Origin of the sequence: Microcoleus sp. PH2017_05_CCC_O_A, from assembly GCF_020738785.1 — a bacterium.
Classification (GTDB): Bacteria; Cyanobacteriota; Cyanobacteriia; order Cyanobacteriales; family Microcoleaceae; genus Microcoleus.
This window is the reverse complement of record NZ_JAEQCB010000017.1, coordinates 25666-45035: the sequence shown is the minus strand read 5'-3', so window position 1 is coordinate 45035 and position 19370 is coordinate 25666. Positions and strand designations below refer to the sequence as shown.

Genomic DNA, 19370 nt, shown 5'->3' with positions numbered 1-19370 from the left:
TTACCAGAAAGAATTGGTTGAAAGCCCCAAGTCTTTGAGGGAGAAATTAAAATCAGACTATTCATTACTCCAATCCTCTTCCTTCTAGGTAGAGGTCGCTCTCAAATTGTCAACTGTCAACTATTGAAAGCTTATCCCAAGCGTATTGGATCGTCGCGACGTTCAAGGACGTGGGGAAACGAATCAGTTTCAGGGATTTGACCGATTTAACGGATAGATGTTGAGGCCAGAAGTCCGAGATCAGAAGCCCGAGCAAATCACCAAGAAGCAAAACTTGTCCGCAGCCAAAGGAGGGAATAAGCAAGAAGCAAGAAATAAAAAATAGCTATAGCTGTTCTCAACTTGGGTGTCTCGCCAGTTGTCTTACCACTTACCAATTACCACTTACCACTTACAAATTTGTATATCACTCAGTTGATTATGTCGGGATCGGTGTATCCCTGATTACAAATTCGCGCATAAAAATCATTGATAATTGGTGGTTTTGATAATAACACAGTTATATTGCCCGTCGCAGTATCAAATTTTACCTTGTCCGCCACCAATCTCCCTCCTTCGGTGTTTTCCACTCAGACCGATCGCCCCACCGCTGCCGAACCCACGCAGAATTCGCATCAATGGCATTGGGGGGGGTAGGACAACAGATCATCTCGCTCTGTCTCTTCGCGGCTCACACCTGCGAATAAACCCCCCCAAAAATCCCTAACCTTACCAAAACTGAATGCCCACCCATAGGACTGATTTAACTTCCACAGCCCTATTGTAAAGTTATATTAAGAAAACTTGACGTTCTTAGTTTTATGTGAGAATTGTAAAGATATTGTAAAGATCCTTGCAATAGATAGTATTTTTTGACTAAGTGTGGGAACATTTAAGTGTAATTACGCAAACCTCTATTTGAACAGTTTGCGTCTGGCAAATTAAGTAAATTTCTGCTGTGTTGGTGGAGTGGTAGACTTTTGCCAGTCTAGTAGAAAGAGGGTTGCTATGAATCAGCAAGTATCAGCTCAATCGCAAAAACTTTTGCTCCAAATTGGCAGAAAGATTCGTCGAACTTTGGATCTCGATACCATTTGGCAACAAACAGTTAACTCTCTCGGACAAACATTAGGTGTCAGCCGTTGCATCATTTGTCCCTATCAAAGTTCTAGCCAGCAAGTCACAGTGGCTGCTGAATACTGCCAAGAACCATTTCTACCAATGCTGGGAGTGAAAATCTCGCTCACGTCAGCACCTCATATTACTCAAGCTCTAGAGACCCTAAAACCGGTGGTAGTAGAATCGTTAGGAGCCGACGATCCTTTTGAACGGCATTCGCTGCTAGTGGTCGCTACCGCTTATCAAGATAAACCTAATGGCATAATTAGCTTGCACCGGTGCGAGGGCGGATTGTCAGGGAATGATGGTAATGCCGATCGACCTTGGACTCAAGACCAGATCGAATTCGCAGAAGAAGTTGCGGATCAAGTCGGAAGTGCGATCGCCCTAGCCACCCTCTACCAAGAGCGCAGCCAGCGAACAAAAGAACTATCCCAGTTTAAAAAAGAGTTTTTGTCAACCGCATCCCACGAGCTGCGAACTCCACTAAATCACATCATCGGCTATCTACAACTAACTGTAGATGATATGGCCGACGATCCAATAGAGGAAAGAGCTTTTATCCAAGAAGCTCACCGTTCGGCTCTCCATCTTTCCAAGGTAATTGGTAATGTCTTAGATTCCATTCAGTCAAGTAAAGCTTGTCAGGCTCACGTAGAGTTAGATGCTTTGAGGAGTCAGCAAAAATCTCTAAACAAGTAAAGATGCAATTCCCGCATTCAAAAACTCGAATATTGATCGGGCACACAAGTCTTCTGCCTGGAAAATGTGACACTTGCATCTATATAGCAATATAGCAATACTAATTTATTTGCTAGTTCTAGAAAAATTTAAATCCTTGTTCAACAAGGAGTCTAGCCAGACAAAAAAGTTTTTATCTTGTGCCAATCCGCTCTGATTGCTATAGATTTTTTCAAGAACTTCGATAGCTGGTTACTAAATTATTTTTAGGTCATTAGGGTTGTGTCTAACACAGCATAGCAAATAATAAAGGTAGAATCAGGGTGTATTTATTATGATATTATGTGGGATCGATCGAATAGCTTTGTAGTGAGGAAGTCCGTACTAATAAAACTCAGAATACCGACTTCCTTACTACAAATCTGCAACGGCTATTTTACCGGAGATGATATCGCCAGCAGAAGATTGCTGCTTCGGACTTTTAGTGTTTTTAACTTATAGCCTTTCTCAAAAAGGTGAGGTATGACTAACAACTTATATAACCGCTTAAACGTATAGGGATCTCTTCTCAACAACATCCGCGAATCTTTCTGAGAACCGCTATATAGCCTTTATCAAAAAGATGAGGTATGACTGACAGCTTATATAACCGCTTAAACCAAGAGGGCTGAAGCCCAACAACATACCTCATCTTTCTGAGAACCGCTATATGCTTGAGGGAATTAGTTATCCCCATCTTTTTTCTTGGTTGGCGGGCGGCTGACATAGCGGGCCCAAAAAGGTTCTTCCATATTTTTCAGGGATGCTAGTTTTTGGCGCTCATCTTCTATGCGCTTGCGTTCTGAAAGGTCAGAAAATATGTTGATACTGCCGACTGTCTCGCCGCCTGCATCTTGTACGGGTGCGGCAAACAGCCAAAGGTCGATCGAACTACCGTCTTTTTTGGGCAAAGACACTTCCAAACCGTTTTCCGGTTTGCCATTACCCGCAGATTTCAGCAGCGCGTAAAAATCTTGCTTTTGTCCTTCAGGAATATTCGGCAATGGTTGACCCAAAACCTCAGCAGCAGTCCAGCCAAAAAGTTCTTCGGCGGCGCGGTTCCAGACAAGGGTGCGGCCGTCATTGTCGGTACAGTTAATCGCCAGCGGCGCCGATGCAATCTGGGCTTGCCAAACTCTGTTAACGAGTTGCAGTTTCAATTCTACTTGCTTGCGATCGGTAATTTCCTGACAAGCGCCCCACAAACGAACAACCCGCCCTTCAGTTTTGTCCCACACCGCTTGCCAGCAGTCCCGCACCCAGCGCACACCACCATTTTTGTTAACAATTCGATACTCATTGACTCCCATACCTCTAGAAGTACAGCCTTCTAATTGTTTAATTAACATTTCCCTATCATCAGGGTGAACGATATCTGAACTCCACCAGCCCGAGGCAGTTAATTCTTCAGGGAGATGACCGCTCACGCGCGCCAAAGCTTCCGTTACCCACTCACAAACAAAGTTACCGTTGGGAAGTGCCTTGAAAGAATAGGCAAAATCCGAAGTAATTTGTGACATAATTTTGTAGTGCCGTTGCGACTCCAGGAGTGCGCTTTCTGCTTGCTTGCGTCCCTCAATTTCCCGGGAAGCAATCAGAATTCCCTGTACGCTAGAATCGTGAAGCAAACTATTGCCGATCGACTCCAAGTAGATCCAAGAACCGTCCGCGTGGCGTTTGCGATATTCGATCGGCTTCCCAACTCCAGGAAATTCTAGCAACTTGCCAAAATATGCCTTCCAACTCAGCAAATCGTCTGGATGGATCAACTCGCCATGAAACTTGCCAATTCTCTCTTCTGGCTTGTAACCCAAAACTCTCTCTAGCGCTGCGCTGTGATATCGGACTCGCCCGTCGGAGCCAACAATAGTAATTATATCTGGAGAATTACGGAGCGCAGCCTGAAGTTTGGCTTCGCTTTTAGTTAATGCTTTATTATCCCGGCGGTGCTGGTTGATTTCTTCGTTCAACTGCTCCTGTAGCTTTCTGAGTTGCGCCGCTTGCTGGGCGACAGTGCGTTCCAAAAGACGATTTAAATTTTCCGCCTCAACTAACTTTGCCGCGTTATTTGTCGCACTTTCAAACTGGCGGCTGGTTGCCATTTCTTGCAAAGAAGTTGACAGAGTTTCCACAGTTTTTATTAAAATTGCCTGTTGGGGAGGTGGTAAATGCTTAACTTGTTCCTGCAACGTTTCTAGGTATTTGTAAATTGTTTCTAGCATTTTATTAATTAGGGAATCTAATAGTTGCCACAGGTGAAAACTCTAAAAAGCGGACAGAAGTTTTTTTTAAGATAACCCATAACTAAGAGTGATGTATGGCGATCGATCGCGATCTTAATCACCAGTCATTGCGTGACTTTATTTTGACATCATAGCAACTGAGACTGAAAGTAATTTTTTGTGGCGGTAAAGTTAATAGCCTAGCGACAGCACCCCATTCGGGAACCTGCGAGAGTCGGCAACCCGCCCATGCCGTCAATGCAGGGCTTAGAGAGGTTACGCTAAACTAGATGGGTGTAAATAGAAAGAGAGATTTATGACAGAGCCAGCCAACGCTCGCGATTTGTTTCGCGCTGCTTACGAACACCGTTACACCTGGGATGCCAACTTTCCCGGTTACAGCGCCGATATTGAACTCAAGCAAGGCGACGAAGTATATACGGGTCATGTTTCCATTAAACCAGACATGACAGTGGAAGTCAGTGGCATTGCCGATGAGGAAGTAAAGCAGAGCGTTTACACTCAAATGCGCGATATTGTGACTCACCGGAAGCGATCGACATTTGAAAAATCCCACGGCAAAAACAGCTTCACCCTCGGCGAGAAGGACAGTACCGACGCTGTGGATATTTTAGTGCAAGGCGACTCAATGGGCTCGAATTATAAAATCCGAGGTCTGTCAATTTGTCAAGTCAGCCGGGTGATGGGTCGCATGGCTTTCGTCATTGACACGCACAAAAGCTTAGAGACACCCGAAGGTTCTTTGGCTAGTCATTACGATGCCGTTTTTCGCAACCCCGAAACCAACGAAATCACCAGAGAACTGGAATTTGAAGATACCTTTGACAAGATAGGCGACTATTATGTCATGACCAAGCAAGTAGTGCGATCGAAAGAAAAAGGTCAACTGACAACAACCGAGTTTAACTACTCCAACGTCAAACTGCTAGAACCAGCAGTAGTCTAGGGTTATACCCTTTTCGAGTTGCGCGTTGAAGATTAAAGACTTGGCAACGATGGATGACAACCCAGGTGGGGGAATCTCTCCTACAGTTGCAGTCATTCTGGGAAGGATTAATTGCAAAATCCGTTTTGTTGGAGCAAGCGGGTTTTGCGATTAGTGTCTCGGACTCAACTTCATTTAACGGCAAGTAACGGTACGATCGAACTAAGTCAATTGTACGAATAATTTTTGAGGCAAAATATGACAACACTAGCACTAACCAGAGATAACGTCGAAACAGTTCTCGATGAAATGCGCCCCTACCTGATATCAGATGGTGGCAACGTCGAACTGGTAGAAATCGACGGCCCAGTAGTACACCTGAGACTGCAAGGAGCTTGCGGCTCTTGTCCGAGTTCCACAATGACTCTGAGAATGGGCATTGAACGCCGCCTGCGCGAAGCAATCCCTGAAATTTCTGAAGTCGAACAGGTAATGTAATTAGTCAGTTGACAGTTGACAGTTGACAGTTGACAGTTGACTGTTAACGGTTGACTGTTACCTTTTTTCAATTCCTTATATAGCGACAGGTGATTTTAATCCAGAATTTACCAGCCTGAGTGTTAATTCATGACTGTACGGAAATGAAGATAATTCTAGTTGACTGGCTATTAAAGCTTTTACCGCTATTACCAGAAAGAATTGGTTGAAAGCCTGTCCATTTTAAGGAGAAATTAAAACAAGACGATTCATTACTCCAATCATCTTCCTTCTAGATAGAGGCTGCTGTCAACTGTCAACTGAATCCAATCCTCTTCCTTCGAGTTAAAGGTCGCCCTCAAGCGGTCAAATATCAATTGAATAAAAGCCCTAGATACAAAAAGTAGTTTTATGTGCTACTCGATGGTAGTAATGTGTGCAGCATCAACCTGCAATTGAGAAGTTGGAAGCGCTACTTAATAGGGACAATCTGCGCTGTTCATCACCCTAAAGATAGAAGTTAAGCATTCCTGACAAAATTACAAAATACCAATTACAAAATACCAATTACAAAATACCAATTACAAATTATAATTACCCATTACCCATTACCCATTACCAAAATCAATGTCTCATCCACTTTACGTAGCCTTCATTTGGCACCAACACCAACCCCTCTACAAATCAAGATCGTTCACTAGCGCCGGAGCATCCGAGTATCGACTGCCTTGGGTGCGCTTGCACGGAGTCAAAGATTACTTGGATTTAGTCCTAATTCTGGCAAAATATCCCAAGCTGCATCAAACTGTAAACCTGGTTCCGTCCTTAATTTTGCAGATAGAAGACTGCATCGCCGACAAAGCATTAGACCCTTACTTGGCGGTAACTCTCAAGCCAGCAGAAACTTTAAACATCGCTGAACAAGAGTTCATTTTAGAACACTTCTTTGATGCCAACTACCATACCCTGATTCAGCCGCATCCCCGGTACGCTCAACTCTACACTCAGCGGCAGGAAAAAGGGATTCAATGGTGCTTGGCAAACTGGAAAGTGCAGGATTTTGGTGACTTGCTGGCGTGGCACAATTTAGCTTGGATCGATCCGCTGTTTTGGGATGACCCCGAGATTGCAGGGTGGCTGAAACAAGGACAAAATTTCAATCTGGCCGATCGCAAAAAGATCTATTCAAAACAAAAAGAAATCCTCGCCAGAATCATTCCCCAGCACCGTAAAATGCAAGCTGAGGGACAGTTGGAAGTGTCCACAACCCCCTACACTCACCCGATTTTGCCGCTGCTTGCTGACACAAATGGCGGCCGCATAGCGATTCCTAACATGACTCTGCCAGAACATAGGTTCCAGTGGGCTGAAGATATTCCCAGACATTTGAGAAAATCTTGGGATATGTATCAAGACAGATTTGATTGTAAACCGCGGGGTTTGTGGCCGTCGGAACAGGCAGTTAGCCCGGAAATTTTGCCCTACATTGCTAAACAAGGGTTTAAATGGATTGTCTCGGATGAGGCGGTATTGGGGTGGACAATTAAACACTTTTTTCACCGCGATGGGGCGGGGAATGTTTGCGAACCAGAATTGTTATATCGCCCTTATCGTTTAGAAACTCCTGATGGCGATTTGGCGATCGTATTTAGAGACCACAGATTGTCGGATTTGATTGGTTTTACCTACGGTTCGATGGAACCGAAGAAGGCAGCGTCGGATTTGGTGGGACACTTGGAGGCGATCGGCAGAACTCTCAAACACCGACAACCCGACGGCCACACATCTTTAGAAAATCCGTGGTTGGTGACGATCGCCCTAGACGGCGAAAATTGCTGGGAATTCTATCCTCAAGATGGCAAACCGTTCTTAGAATCACTCTATCAAACTCTCAGCGACAATCCCGATATCCAATTAGTCACAGTGTCGGAATTTCTCGACAAATTCCCCGCCACCGAAACAATACCCGCCGCCCAACTGCATACCGGTTCCTGGGTAGACGGTTCCCTGACAACTTGGATCGGCGATCCTGCGAAAAACCGCGCTTGGGATTTGTTAGGGCCAGCCAGACAAATGCTGGCAAACCATCCAGAGGCTACGGAAGAAAGCAATCCCGAAGCTTGGGAAGCGCTTTATGCGGCGGAAGGTTCCGACTGGTTTTGGTGGTTTGGCGAAGGCCACACGTCGAATCAAGATGCTATGTTCGATCGGCTATTCCGCGAACACGTAGCAGCAATCTACGAAGCTCTCGGCGAGCCTGTACCCCCGGAAGTGCTGCGACAAGTAGAGGCACACGAGGTTCAAGGCGACCACCAACCGCTGAGCTTTATTCACCCGATTATCGACGGTATCGGCAACGAACAGGATTGGGACAAAGCCGGCCGGATTGAAGTTGGGGGAGCAAGGGGTACGATGCACCGGAGTGCGGCAATTCAGCGGCTTTGGTACGGCGTAGATCACTTGAATTTTTACCTTCGCGCCGACTTCAATGCTGGGGTGCGGCCGGGCATTGATTGCCCGCCGGAGTTAAACTTGTTCTGGTTTTATCCCGATCGCACGATGCACAACAGCTTGATTCCGCTGTCAGGTTTGCCCGATGAAGCACCCATCAACTATCGCTTCCACCATCAGTTAGAGATTAATTTGCTGACGAAATCGATTGGGTTTCACGAAGCAGGAGAGGGCGATGAGTGGCAGCCCCGCCTCAGCCGGGCCCAAGTGGGATTGGATAAATGTTTGGAGATAGCAGTGCCCTGGGCGGATTTGCACATTATGCCAGACTGGCAAATGAGGCTGATTGCGGTTTTATCGTCCGGGGAGCGCTACTCTAGCTGTCTGCCGTTCGATTCTTTGATTGGAATTGGAATGCCTTAAAGAGTCATGAGTCATGAGTCCTGGCGTCATTAGTCATCAGTCATTAGTCCGATCGCGTCCGGTCGATCGAGCGCTATAAAATAGGTTTGTAGTCAGGACTTCAGTCCTCTGTTTTTTGAGGACTGAAGTCTTAACTACAAACCTGCTATAAAATAGGTTTGTAGTCAGGACTTCAGTCCTCTGTTTTTTGAGGACTAAAGTCCTCATTACAAACCTGCGCTAGAAAATTGGTTCGTAGTAAGGAATTCAGTCCTCTGTTTTTTGAGGACTGAAGTCCTCACTACAAACCTAATAATGGGTGAATTTACTGGACATCTAATCATTAGTCATTGGGAAATCATCAAACTAATGAGCCGCATTTTGCTCTCGCTCGATCGCTACCAACAACCCTTGCAGATCGCACACCTCAACACTGAGCATGAGGTGATGCTACTCGATTGGACTTCCGAACCAAACTCAGAATTTATTCTTCCAAAAATAGCTTTTGACTTGTGCATTCTCGACGAGGCAAACTTCGATCGTATCGGGCACATGGTTGAAACATTAAAAACTGCGGTGGAGCCTAGTTTTTTACCGTTTTTGCTATTGATAAATTCCCAAACGCCGACTCTTTCCGAGCAGCAGTTTTTGCTGAGTTCCAAACAACTCGAAGGCAGAATTGATGATTTGATAGTAAGTCCCATAGATGCCAGCCAACTGCACTTGCGCGTAGAAAATTTGTTAGCTCGCAGGCAGCTATCGTTAGAACTCCACAGACTTCAACAAGTAATTAAAGAACGCACTTTTACAGAAAGTTTGTTGATCGACTCGCTGCAAACGGCAAACGAAAATTTGCAACGGGAAATCGCCAAGCGGGGAGAGGTAGAAGCTGCACTCCAAGAAAACTCCTATCTCGAATCGCTGATGAATGCCATGCCAGATATTGTCTGCTTTAAAGATGGCGAGGGCAGGTGGCAGGAGGCAAATCAAGCAATATTGGAATTGTTTGAGCTATCAGCAGATAACTACCGGAGCCTCACAGATACTCAGTTAGGAAAACTCAGCAGTTTTTACGGGGAGGCTCTACAGGCTTGCGAGGTGAGCGATCGAGCAGCGTGGGAAAAAGGTACTCTTTGTAGGGGAGAAGAAGTGGTTCCCCGATCGAACGGTACTGTAAAAATCTACGATGTAATTAAAGTACCCGTATTTCATGCCGACGGCAGACGTAAAAGTATCGTGATACTGGGCCGCGACATTACTGAATACAAGCAAGCTAGAGATGAACTCGTGCGCTTGGCGTCGATTGTCGAGTCTTCCGACGACGGCATCGTGGGCAAAACCCTCGCCGGGACAATTCAGAGCTGGAATGCAGGAGCCGAGAAGATTTACGGCTACTGCGCGCAGGAAGTCAAGGGACAGTCGATCGAGATTTTAGCAATTCCCGAACGCCCCAAGGAAATCCCCCAAATTCTGGAAAATATTCGGGCTGGAACTACGATCGACCATTACGAAACCGTACACTTGCGTAAAGACGGCGAACAGATAGATGTGTCTCTGACGATTTCTCCGATTAAAGACGCCACAGGAGCAGTAACGGGCATTTCAACTATCGCTCGCGACATCACCGATAGCAAGCGAGTTCAAAAAGCTCTCGAACAACTCCGCCACCAAACAGAAATGATTTTGTTCTCCGCAGCAGAAGGAATTTGCGGGTTGGACAAACAGGGAAAAGTAACTTTTGTCAATCCGGCGGCGGTGAGAATGGCTGGTTGCGAATCGAAGCAATGGATCGATCGACCTTTGTCTGAAAGCTTACACCGTTCGCAGGCAGAATGCTCGAAGGCGATCCTCTTCGAGGGCTGCGCTAACGAGCAAATGTCACCTGCAACAGATATCAATTCCGGCTCTCAACTTGCCCCCGAGGGCGCCACACCAACCACGGGAAAACTCTCGAACCCAGTATGTTCTCAAATTTTAGACACCTTGAGAGACGGAGAGGTTCGGCGTGTCACGGATGAGGTTTTTTGTCGGCAAGACGGCAGCAGTTTTCCAGTTGAGTACGTTGTCGCTCCGATGCGAGAACAAGGCGAAATTATTGGCGCTGTGGTGACTTTTAAAGATATCACCGATCAGCTTGCGGTCGAGCACATGAAAGATGAATTCATATCTGTTATCAGCCACGAACTGCGGACGCCCATGACTTCGATTCACGGGGCACTCGGTCTCCTCAACAGCGGCCTGCTTGAGGCTCACCCCCAGAAAGCCAAGCGGATGCTGGAGATTGCGATAGCTAATACTGACCGGTTAGTGCGCTTGATCAACGACATCCTGGATTTAGAGCGCATGGATTCTAATTACAGCACTGCCATCAAACAAACTTGCAATGTCGCGGATCTGATGTTGCAGGCGGCTGACGAGATGCAGGGAATGGCCCAGCAGGCAGGAGTTACTCTGTCTGTGAGACCTGTGAGGGCGCAATTGCTCGCTGTTCCCGATCGGCTAATTCAGGCATTGACAAATTTGCTCAGCAATGCTATAAAATTTTCGCCCGCAGGTGCTACGATTTGGCTGAGCGGTGAGTCGATCGAGCATCCGGATTTGGCAGAAAAAGCTGAGTTGAAGTCAGTGTCGTCTCCTTGTTTGTTGTCTCCCGAGACTGCCACCAATCCGCACTTACCCGTGAGTTCGGAAATCCTGATTGCGGTTAAAGACCAAGGACGCGGCATTCCGGCGGACAAGCTAGAGATGGTCTTTGAGCGCTTTCAACAGGTTGATGCTTCTGATTGTCGCCAAAAAGGAGGTACTGGTTTGGGGCTGGCTATTTGTCGCAGTATCGTGCAGCAGCACGGGGGCCGGATTTGGGTGGAGAGCATTTTGGGGGAGGGCAGCACTTTTTTCTTACGTCTGCCAGTTATGGGGGAGGGAGATGATATTCCCCATTAGGTAAATTGCATTAGCCATGACTAATGAAAAAATATTAATGCAAAAATTTTCATACCATCCTGGATGCAGAAACCAGGCTTTTTTACCAAAAGACTGGGTTGCAGGCAGCAGAAACGCTAAAAAACCAGCTTTCGAGGCGTCTGAAGTGCGTCCGGGCCAGTCATTTTTGGCAAAGACGGATTATACAGGCAGGGACGGGCAAAATCGCGATTGTCGATCGAACAGCGGATTTTTGGGGACTCCGTTGTATAGCAACGGCCAAGGCGGTTAGGACGTTCTTAATTGCTGAAACCCTTGCGCTAGATAGCTTCTATCGCGAGGAAGAAGGAAAGATTTCCTTCTTCCTTCCATCCGTTACATCCCGTACATTGCTCGTTGCCGAACTTCATTCTTCTGTACAGTTTTGCAGCTTTACTGTAAAGTCCGATCGGTAAAAAAAGTTTGCTTTACAAAACATTCACATTTCGCCTCTAGTCTGTAATCAGTTCTGATTCTTAAAAAAGATGTTAATTTTGACTGCCAAACGCATCTTGGTTATTGACGATGCCGAAGATATTCGGGAAGTGGCTCAAGTCAGTCTTGAGGTGGTGGGGGGCTGGGAAGTCCTGACCGCAAGTTCTGGTCGCGAGGGTGTGGCTAAGGCTCTTGCCGAACAGCCTGATGCTATTCTCTTGGATGTGATGATGCCCGACCAAGACGGGCCTACTACTTTTAAACAGTTACAAGCTAATGATGCTACGCACCACATTCCGGTAATTTTATTGACCGCTAAGGCTCTCGCTAGCGACAGGCGAATGTTCGCAGATTTGGGGGTAGTGAGTGTGATTGCTAAGCCTTTTGAACCGATGGCTTTGGCTGCTCAGGTGGCTGAAGCTCTGGGCTGGCAGGAAGCATAGGTCGATTGTGCGCCTTAAAATCTGTGAAATCTCTAACCAAAAAAACAAATTATTTCTGCTCGGTTTTTATGCTGAATATAATCGGGCAGAATTATATTTTTTTTTGTAACAACTTACTTATCTTCATAAGTTCTTCAGGTTTAAGTTTTAATTTAAGCACATCGTCAGGAATCGATCCTGACTGTTTGCCAAAACCTTGGGAGAAGACGACTATGCCATCAGCTTACATTTTGCTACTGATAGTTTCTCTGGCAGCCGTCTGGATTTACTGGCAAACCTCTCAAGATATTTTTGTTCTTGTGGCTTTGGCCGGACTGGGTTGTTTTATTTGGGGTTTCTCTTGGGCTCCTTGGGGCGTTCAGGTTCTAATTGTGGTGTTGCTGTTGGGCATCCAAAAGTGCTACTTGTCAGACGCTCAAAGTTTGGAGTGAAAAGAGCTTTTTTATTGTTGTGCCTGGAGTAGAGATACAGCGGCATTCCTCAATCTCTGTAATCAATTGGTTTATCGATCCATATCTTAAAGAAGGTTTAAAATATCATGAATAGTTGCCCTTGTTGCTCCTCTCAATTGCTACGCCACGCTCGCCACAATCGCGTTTATTGGTTCTGCTCGCGCTGCTGGCAGGAAATGCCGGATCTGTCGGAGATGATTTTAGGTAACAGCCTGCGGACTCACAAACAAGAAGGCTTGGTGAAGCTTACTGGTTTGACTCCTAAAGCGAGAATTTTGGATTCAGTAGGAATTGCTTAGGAAAGATCGAGTTTGACTGACGATAAATATTGAGACGAAAAAGTTTTTTGATTGTGCCATCGGTTTGAATTTTTAATAAAAAATGCAAAAGTCCCTTCACTGTGAGTGAAGGGACTTATTTGCGTGCGGGCGATCGCACTTGTAAGGGGGTCGATCGCCCCCACAAATTACAGCTCTTGTATGGAGTTAAGCTGATTACATCAAACCGATTTGAGAGAGAATGCCTTGACCGGTGAGGAATTCGGTAGCTAAGCCGATCGCAAAGCCTAGCATTGCCAAACGACCGTTCCAGGTTTCAGCGAACTCGGTGAAGCCTACTTTTGCGTCTTTGTTTTCCATGACCATAAACCTCGTTGTATTTCAACCTTATGTAACTAAACTTAACATAGCGAAAGAAACATTGCAACATATTTTTACATTTATTTTTCAAATGCTGCTTGTCAGCAGGATGAATCGACGTGTAGAGGGGCTTGTGGGCGATCGCACGGGGGTGAGAAACCGGGTTTCTCCCGATATGTTCTGTGAGTAGTCGCCAAATCTCGTAGAAACGGGGTTTCACTCTTGTCGCAAGCGCGTAACTTGCGATCGGTGTCAGGTTCACGAAAATATTGCTCAGAGGTCTAAGAATGTCAGAAAAATAATTTTTACTAAATACTTGACATCAAAAATTCAAAAAGCTAGATTAAAGGCAGAGCTAAAACTAAATATCGCATTCAAAATTAAGGAATGTTGATTGAGTCGTCTTAGCTGCACGGTTGATAGAACTGTAGCAAGTTTCTAGAATCCCGTTGAGCGGAAATTAAGTCTAATGTCGTTTTAACAAGTTAATAAGTAGTTGTGCAGAATTAATTACACGGCATTTCGCCTGAAACCATTACAAGCGTAAAGAGTCTTTATGTAATTAATTTTCCCCGGTTACTTACAATTTTGACATAAATCGAAACATTATAGAGTTAGATTTCCCTTCAACGGGCTGCTACTAAGCTCGTTACAGTTCTATCAACCCTGTAGCTAAGACGCTAATCAAATCCCTACAAAATCAAAGTGTTTTATGGTAACAGATTGTCTTGTGCCGAGATGTTCATTTTTGAGCAAATCCACAGACAAAACTCCATTAATGCTAGATGCGCGATATGTCGAGGCTGTCCAGCCCACCAAATTTTAGGAATTACTCAAATGGACACTCATCGAACCTCAAATGGATTAATCTACCAACAGCAAGCTTTAGTTTCCATTTATTGGGATTATCAAAACATCCCAACCTTAAAAATATCCCCAGATTTATTGCTCTTGGCTAATAAATTTGGATATGTAGTTAACCGCAAAGTTTACGATAATTGGCAACAACAAAATAAGGCAGCACAAGTAAATTTGCGCTCTCAAAATTTTGAATGTTTTCATGTATCCCAAAACATTAAAAATGCTGTAGACTTTCATTTGTCAGCAGACTGCTTTAGTGAGGCTTCAAGTAGCCTATACCCACACACATTTATTATTGTCTCTGGAGACGGCTACGGTGAGATTTTGATTCAGAAGCTGCATGAAAAGGGGAAGAAGGTAATAATTGTTGCCCGCAAAGGTAATGATAGTCACAATCTCAAAAAGCTTGCAGATAGATTTTACTTGATCGATGAATTGCCAAAGTCGATCGAGACTTACAAAGTCACAGCATAAACAACCTCGACATTTACCCCGCCGCAGATAGCAAAAATCTAGTTTATTTGATAAACTAAATTCTCCAAACCAACCGCCATCTGCGGCTCTTTCATGTCCGCCAACATAACAACAAGAAACTCCAAAATCAATAACAATTATCAAACTCCCATGCCATCAACTAATCAAACACAAGAACTCCAAATAACGATTCCCCAATTCAACAATGAAAAACTGCTGCGCCAAGCACTAACCCACCGTTCCTACGTCAACGAAAACCCCACATTCCGCGAAGCAGACAACGAACGCTTAGAATTTCTCGGCGATGCTTTGCTGACATTTCTCAGCGGCGAATATCTCTATCAGCGTCACCCAGAAATGGGAGAAGATCAAATGACTCGCCGACGTTCTGCATTGGTAGATGAAAAACAATTAGCCAGATTTGCTACTGAAATCAGTTTAGACTTAAAAATGCGGCTCGGCAAAGGAGCTTATCGAGAAGGTGGAATTACTAATCCAAATTTGCTCAGCAGCACCTTTGAAGCATTCATTGGCGCTTACTATCTCGACACCGAAAATATGGACAAAGTTCGTGAGTTTGTATGGCAAATGTTTGATTCTGTTCCCGACAATGTGGTGGAAACGCGATCGACTGTAGACTCGAAAAACCGCTTTCAAGAATGGGTACAAGCCAACGGTGACACGACTCCGCCCAAATACGTGACAGTCCAAGCAGGAGGAACGCCCCATCAGCCCGAATTTCTCGCTAAAGTTTATGTTGGAGACAAATCCTATGGAGAAGGTAAAGGTAAAAGCAAGAAAGATGCTGAGAAAAATGCGGCTGAAGATGCGCTAGCAAAGCTGAAAAAACGCGGACTGATCTAAACGTGAAAACACCGATAAAAACTACTATAGCCTTTCTCAGAAAGATGAGGTACTCATGGGCATGGGGCATCGGCCAAACAGGGCATCGGGGATACCTAACCACGATTAAGAACCGCTATAGTTTGTTTTCCAGATGACACAATAGACGCGCGCCTCAGTGGCTCTGGGGATACATCAACTCGCCCAATCAAAGAGATATAAAAACCCGAAATGCTGCCTAAAGCCACTCTTTCTTTCTCAAAGTAGAAGCTCTTTTGGCTATCCTAATTAAATCTGTAGGCGACGTATTTTTATCGACAGTGATGCGAGAGATGCGGTAGTTATTTTCCAGTCGGTTTACTCTAAATAAATGGTCATTGTACAAAAAGCCACTTAAATGATATTTAGGCAAAATATCTTCCACTTCCGAGTCTGATGCGCCGTAGGGATAGGCGATGTGAGCGCCGATAACTTTATTTTTGTCTAAATCCCCCAGACATTTTCTCAACTCTAACTTAGATTTTGCAATTTCAAATTCTAATTCTTTTCCGCTCACCTTAGTTAAGTCTTTGTGAGTAAAACCGTGTGACTGAATGTCATAAAAACCTTTTTGATATCCATCTCTTAAATCGTTGCAAGTAGTGTGTGCTAAAAAATCTTTGCCCATATCAATACCTAAAAAGTGAGGGTTGACAAATAACACAAATTTACCCTTTTCTTTGTTGGTTACAGACAACTTTTCTAATATTGGAAGTGCATTTTCATGAACGCCTTTGTAGCCGTCGTCAAAGGTTATCATGATTGGTTTTTGACCGAGATTTTTAGCGGGTATTGGCTGCGACTTGTCAATAAAGTATACGTACAAGTCTTGAGATGATAAAAACCAATAGTTTTCTTTAATTAGATATTCTAAAAATACTGACAAGTCTTGTTTGGTGTAGTTAGTGGGAAAAGCGAGCCTCCGAGGTGGTAAGTCGGCGGGATTGCGAGTGTCTACAATGTTGTGAAAACCGATTATAGGGATTCTGGTGAAGTTAGATTCTACTGTCCAGCCAGAAATACCTATACTGATGGCAAATATCACCAATAAGTAAATCAGTTTGACTTTGTGTAGCAGTCTAAAAAGAAAATTTTCCAGGAATTTTATGTTTTCTAACAATTGCTCGAAGCTCATACTTTCTTTACCAAGTTGTGTGCTTTTTACCTCTACCATTAATAGAGGCAAATTCAGCTAACTTGACATTTTTTTTGGTATTTCTTTGGAATCTAGGTAGAGTGTGGATGCCGTAAGCCGATCGCCCAAAATGCTTCCGAGAACCCAAAATGCGTTATAATCGGGGCTGGCGCGAGTGTTACGGCTGTCGATCGAGGGTTGCAATGGCAGAAATCCGTTGACCTCACCTGGATAGGGATGCAAGCCCTTGACAGGAGTCGTAAAGATTCCCCAAATTTAGACTTTGGTTGGATCTCCCAGATTCATCTATGGAGTCAATCTAAAATCTAAAATCTAAAATCTAAAATCGACTGACGAATACCCGAGTGTCGATCGTACTTTTTGGAAATATCAGAGCAATTGATGTCTACTCACAACCCGACTACCCTAACTGTAGAAGCAGCACAGCAAATCCTCAAGGATTTTACTTGTCTGGATATGCAATCTGTAGCATCGCCACTGGAAAAACAGGCGCTGCGTGAAGCGATTTTGCTGGTAGCAAGTTTGTCGGATTACCAAATGCTTGGAGTTTGCGCGACTTCGACGGATGAGGGTTTTGCAGCTTTAGCAACTTATTTGAAGGCTTTGGGATATGATGCTGTTTTAGATCCAAGTGCTTTTGCTGCATTTAGTGGTTCGGTTTATATTAAGTTCAATACTTTGAAGGGTTCGTATTATGTTGATGGCTATCCTGGAACTTATCGGGGCGTGTTAGTATCGTGCCAATTTTCCTCGGAAGATGGAGTTAGCGGGACTTACGGTCATTTACCTCTCGATTTATTTGTTGATTAATTGAGTAGAAGGAAGAAGGAAGAAGGAAGAAGGAAGAAGGAAGAAGGAAGAATAGAAATTTAGATGATGTCATTGCAAGGCACGAAGCAATCGCAGGGTAAGAGAGATTGCTTCGTGCCTCGCAATGACAGGTTTTCGAGTGCGTCAGCAAATATCCTACTCATTAAAGCGACAATAACGCCTGACGCACCCTACAAAGAAAGAGATTAACCTTTACCAATGATTAATTCGGTTTCCGGTTCCGGTGCGATTTCGTCTGGTGAGATGCCGAGAATTTCGCTGTACAAGTTGACATATTTTCTGGCAGAAATGTCCCAGCCAAAATCTTCTTTCATGCCGCGCTTTTGCAGTTCTTTCCACTTATCTTTGTAGCGGAAACCTTCCCATGTTCGGATCATGCAGGTGAATAAGTCGAGGGGTTCGTAGCGATCGAAACAGTAACCTGTGCCGGTATCATTAATCGGGTCGTTGTGAGATACGGTATCGACTAAACCGCCGGTGCGGCGCACCATTGGGACGCAACCGTAGCGGAGGGCGAGCATTTGGCTGATGCCGCAGGGCTCGAAACGGCTGGGCATCAGGAAGGTGTCGCAGCCTGCGTAAATGCGGCGGGAGAGGGCGTCGTTGTAGAGTAATTGGGTGGACATTCGGCCGGGATAGCGGGCGGTCATTTGCCAGAGTTGGGTTTCGTAGTAGCGATCGCCCGTTCCGAGTACAATAAACTGAGCGTCGGTATAGGCCATGAAGCGATCGAGCATTTGAATGATCAAATCCAGCCCCTTCTGTTCTACTAGCCGCGTCACCATGCCGATTAACAGGGCATTTTTATTCACTTCCAAACCGACTTCTTCTTGCAGCGCAATTTTGTTAACTGGGCGCTTGTCAATAGTATCAACACTGAATTGTTGGTGGAGGTACTTGTCAGTTTCTGGGTTGTAAGATTCTGTATCAATTCCGTTCAAAATACCTGATACTTTGCCGCCGAGGAAAGATAGCAAACCTTCCAAAGTTTCCCCATAGGCTGGGGTTTTGATTTGTTCGGCGTAGGTGGGTGAAACTGTATTTACGCGATCGGCAAACTGTACAGCCGCAGCCATTGTATTGTGACCTTGCATATACCAAGGGCACCAAGTCATCTGATCCAAACGCCAGCGCCACGGCCCTTGATAAGCTAAATTGTGAATAGTAAAAACTGTGCTGATATCGGGGTCTTGCTTCATCCAAACAGGTATCATCCCCGTATGCCAGTCGTGACAGTGCATAATTTGTGGTTTCCAGTGATTCCAGGCAAATTCAGCGGCAGCATTGGCAAAGAAAGTGAACCGCCAATCTTCATCTACGCCGCCGTAAACGCGGCGGGGTAAGAAAGATGGATGTTGCAATAAGTATAAAGGTACATCGGTTCCCGGCAAAAGAGTTTCAAAGACGGAGAAGCTTTGGAACATGGCCGCCCCATTCCAAACAGGTTTTTTGGGAACGTCCATTTTGTCGGGGACGAAGCCGTAGTAGGGCATGAAGATGCGGACATCGTGACCCATGCGGCGCAGAAATTTAGGCAAAGCGCCGACGACATCGCCCATACCGCCCACTTTGGCTAGGGGTGCTGCTTCGGCGGATACAAATAAAATTCGCATTATTTTTTTGTGTTCCTTGGGATAGTTAGGCTAGATCAAGTTTAAATGGCGAGGGACACAATGTTAACGTGCCGTGCAAAAAACAAGTATAAATCTGAGTTGCTGTGTGGCGAGACGTTATAAATCGGTGTCTCTACAAGAGTAAGTCCTAACCCAGAAACCCGGTTTCTTTAAGCTACCCGCGCGGGACACGGCTTAGCCTCAGTGCATAAAGATGCTCGCGTAGAATCTATAGGTGGCAAGATGTTTCATAATAGGTATTAGTTAAAGCTGCCAGTACAGGCTGTGGAGTAAATCTCAAATCTCAA

16 protein-coding genes are annotated in these 19370 nt (G+C 45.0%); 12 read left to right on the top strand and 4 right to left on the bottom strand.

The annotated features are described in order from the left end of the window. Positions 1 to 987 precede the first annotated feature (987 nt). Complete coding sequence (locus tag JGK20_RS05700) at positions 988 to 1800, top strand: GAF domain-containing protein (protein ID WP_293177034.1); 813 nt, start codon at positions 988 to 990, stop codon at positions 1798 to 1800. A gap of 701 nt (positions 1801 to 2501) precedes the next feature. On the opposite strand, the gene JGK20_RS05695 is transcribed toward JGK20_RS05700, so the two are convergent. Continuing rightward, the gene (locus tag JGK20_RS05695; protein ID WP_293197168.1) at positions 2502 to 4040 is read right to left on the bottom strand and encodes a PAS domain S-box protein; all 1539 of its coding nucleotides are present in this window, start codon (positions 4038 to 4040) and stop codon (positions 2502 to 2504) included. Positions 4041 to 4356: 316 nt separating this feature from the next. On the opposite strand from JGK20_RS05695, the gene JGK20_RS05690 reads away from it, so the two are divergent. The 8 genes from JGK20_RS05690 (at position 4357) to JGK20_RS05655 (ending at position 12906) form a co-directional block, all read left to right on the top strand. Then, the gene (locus tag JGK20_RS05690; RefSeq protein WP_293177030.1) at positions 4357 to 5007 is read left to right on the top strand and encodes a DUF3386 domain-containing protein; all 651 of its coding nucleotides are present in this window, start codon (positions 4357 to 4359) and stop codon (positions 5005 to 5007) included. A gap of 237 nt (positions 5008 to 5244) precedes the next feature. Further along, a complete protein-coding gene (locus JGK20_RS05685) occupies positions 5245 to 5484 on the top strand; it encodes a NifU family protein (RefSeq protein WP_193975189.1) in 240 nt (79 codons plus the stop codon). A gap of 606 nt (positions 5485 to 6090) precedes the next feature. Continuing rightward, positions 6091 to 8337: a glycoside hydrolase gene (locus JGK20_RS05680; RefSeq protein ID WP_293177028.1), complete on the top strand. Its 2247-nt coding sequence runs from the start codon at positions 6091 to 6093 to the stop codon at positions 8335 to 8337. A 294-nt stretch (positions 8338 to 8631) separates the two neighbouring features. Then, positions 8632 to 11259 carry a PAS domain S-box protein gene (locus tag JGK20_RS05675; RefSeq protein WP_293197172.1) on the top strand — a complete coding sequence of 876 codons (2628 nt, stop codon included), beginning with the start codon at positions 8632 to 8634 and terminating at the stop codon, positions 11257 to 11259. Positions 11260 to 11296: 37 nt separating this feature from the next. Continuing rightward, the gene (locus tag JGK20_RS05670) at positions 11297 to 11530 is read left to right on the top strand and encodes a hypothetical protein (protein ID WP_293177024.1); all 234 of its coding nucleotides are present in this window, start codon (positions 11297 to 11299) and stop codon (positions 11528 to 11530) included. Between the two features lie 232 nt (positions 11531 to 11762). After that, positions 11763 to 12155 carry a response regulator gene (locus tag JGK20_RS05665; RefSeq protein WP_293210894.1) on the top strand — a complete coding sequence of 131 codons (393 nt, stop codon included), beginning with the start codon at positions 11763 to 11765 and terminating at the stop codon, positions 12153 to 12155. 212 nt (positions 12156 to 12367) lie between these two features. Further along, positions 12368 to 12586, top strand: coding sequence for a hypothetical protein (locus JGK20_RS05660; protein ID WP_293177020.1), 219 nt, complete (start codon positions 12368 to 12370; stop codon positions 12584 to 12586). A 107-nt stretch (positions 12587 to 12693) separates the two neighbouring features. Then, positions 12694 to 12906 carry a hypothetical protein gene (locus JGK20_RS05655; RefSeq protein WP_293146201.1) on the top strand — a complete coding sequence of 71 codons (213 nt, stop codon included), beginning with the start codon at positions 12694 to 12696 and terminating at the stop codon, positions 12904 to 12906. Between the two features lie 195 nt (positions 12907 to 13101). On the opposite strand, the gene JGK20_RS05650 is transcribed toward JGK20_RS05655, so the two are convergent. Next, on the bottom strand, positions 13102 to 13245 hold the full coding sequence (locus tag JGK20_RS05650; RefSeq protein ID WP_325314842.1) for a chlorophyll a/b-binding protein: 144 nt from the start codon (positions 13243 to 13245) through the stop codon (positions 13102 to 13104). Positions 13246 to 14082: 837 nt separating this feature from the next. On the opposite strand from JGK20_RS05650, the gene JGK20_RS05645 reads away from it, so the two are divergent. Further along, the gene (locus tag JGK20_RS05645; RefSeq protein ID WP_293177016.1) at positions 14083 to 14580 is read left to right on the top strand and encodes an NYN domain-containing protein; all 498 of its coding nucleotides are present in this window, start codon (positions 14083 to 14085) and stop codon (positions 14578 to 14580) included. Positions 14581 to 14730: 150 nt separating this feature from the next. Continuing rightward, positions 14731 to 15444: a ribonuclease III gene (gene rnc / locus JGK20_RS05640; RefSeq protein ID WP_293177014.1), complete on the top strand. Its 714-nt coding sequence runs from the start codon at positions 14731 to 14733 to the stop codon at positions 15442 to 15444. A gap of 217 nt (positions 15445 to 15661) precedes the next feature. Here the strand turns inward: rnc and JGK20_RS05635 are convergent, their stop codons facing one another. Beyond that, positions 15662 to 16597: a polysaccharide deacetylase family protein gene (locus JGK20_RS05635; protein WP_293146205.1), complete on the bottom strand. Its 936-nt coding sequence runs from the start codon at positions 16595 to 16597 to the stop codon at positions 15662 to 15664. A gap of 402 nt (positions 16598 to 16999) precedes the next feature. Here JGK20_RS05635 and JGK20_RS05630 point away from each other — a divergent pair, with 402 nt between their 5' ends. Next, positions 17000 to 17428: a DUF1824 family protein gene (locus tag JGK20_RS05630; RefSeq protein WP_293177012.1), complete on the top strand. Its 429-nt coding sequence runs from the start codon at positions 17000 to 17002 to the stop codon at positions 17426 to 17428. Between the two features lie 206 nt (positions 17429 to 17634). Here the strand turns inward: JGK20_RS05630 and glgA are convergent, their stop codons facing one another. Beyond that, the gene (gene glgA / locus JGK20_RS05625) at positions 17635 to 19062 is read right to left on the bottom strand and encodes a glycogen synthase GlgA (protein WP_293177010.1); all 1428 of its coding nucleotides are present in this window, start codon (positions 19060 to 19062) and stop codon (positions 17635 to 17637) included. Between the last annotated feature and the right edge of the window lie 308 nt (positions 19063 to 19370).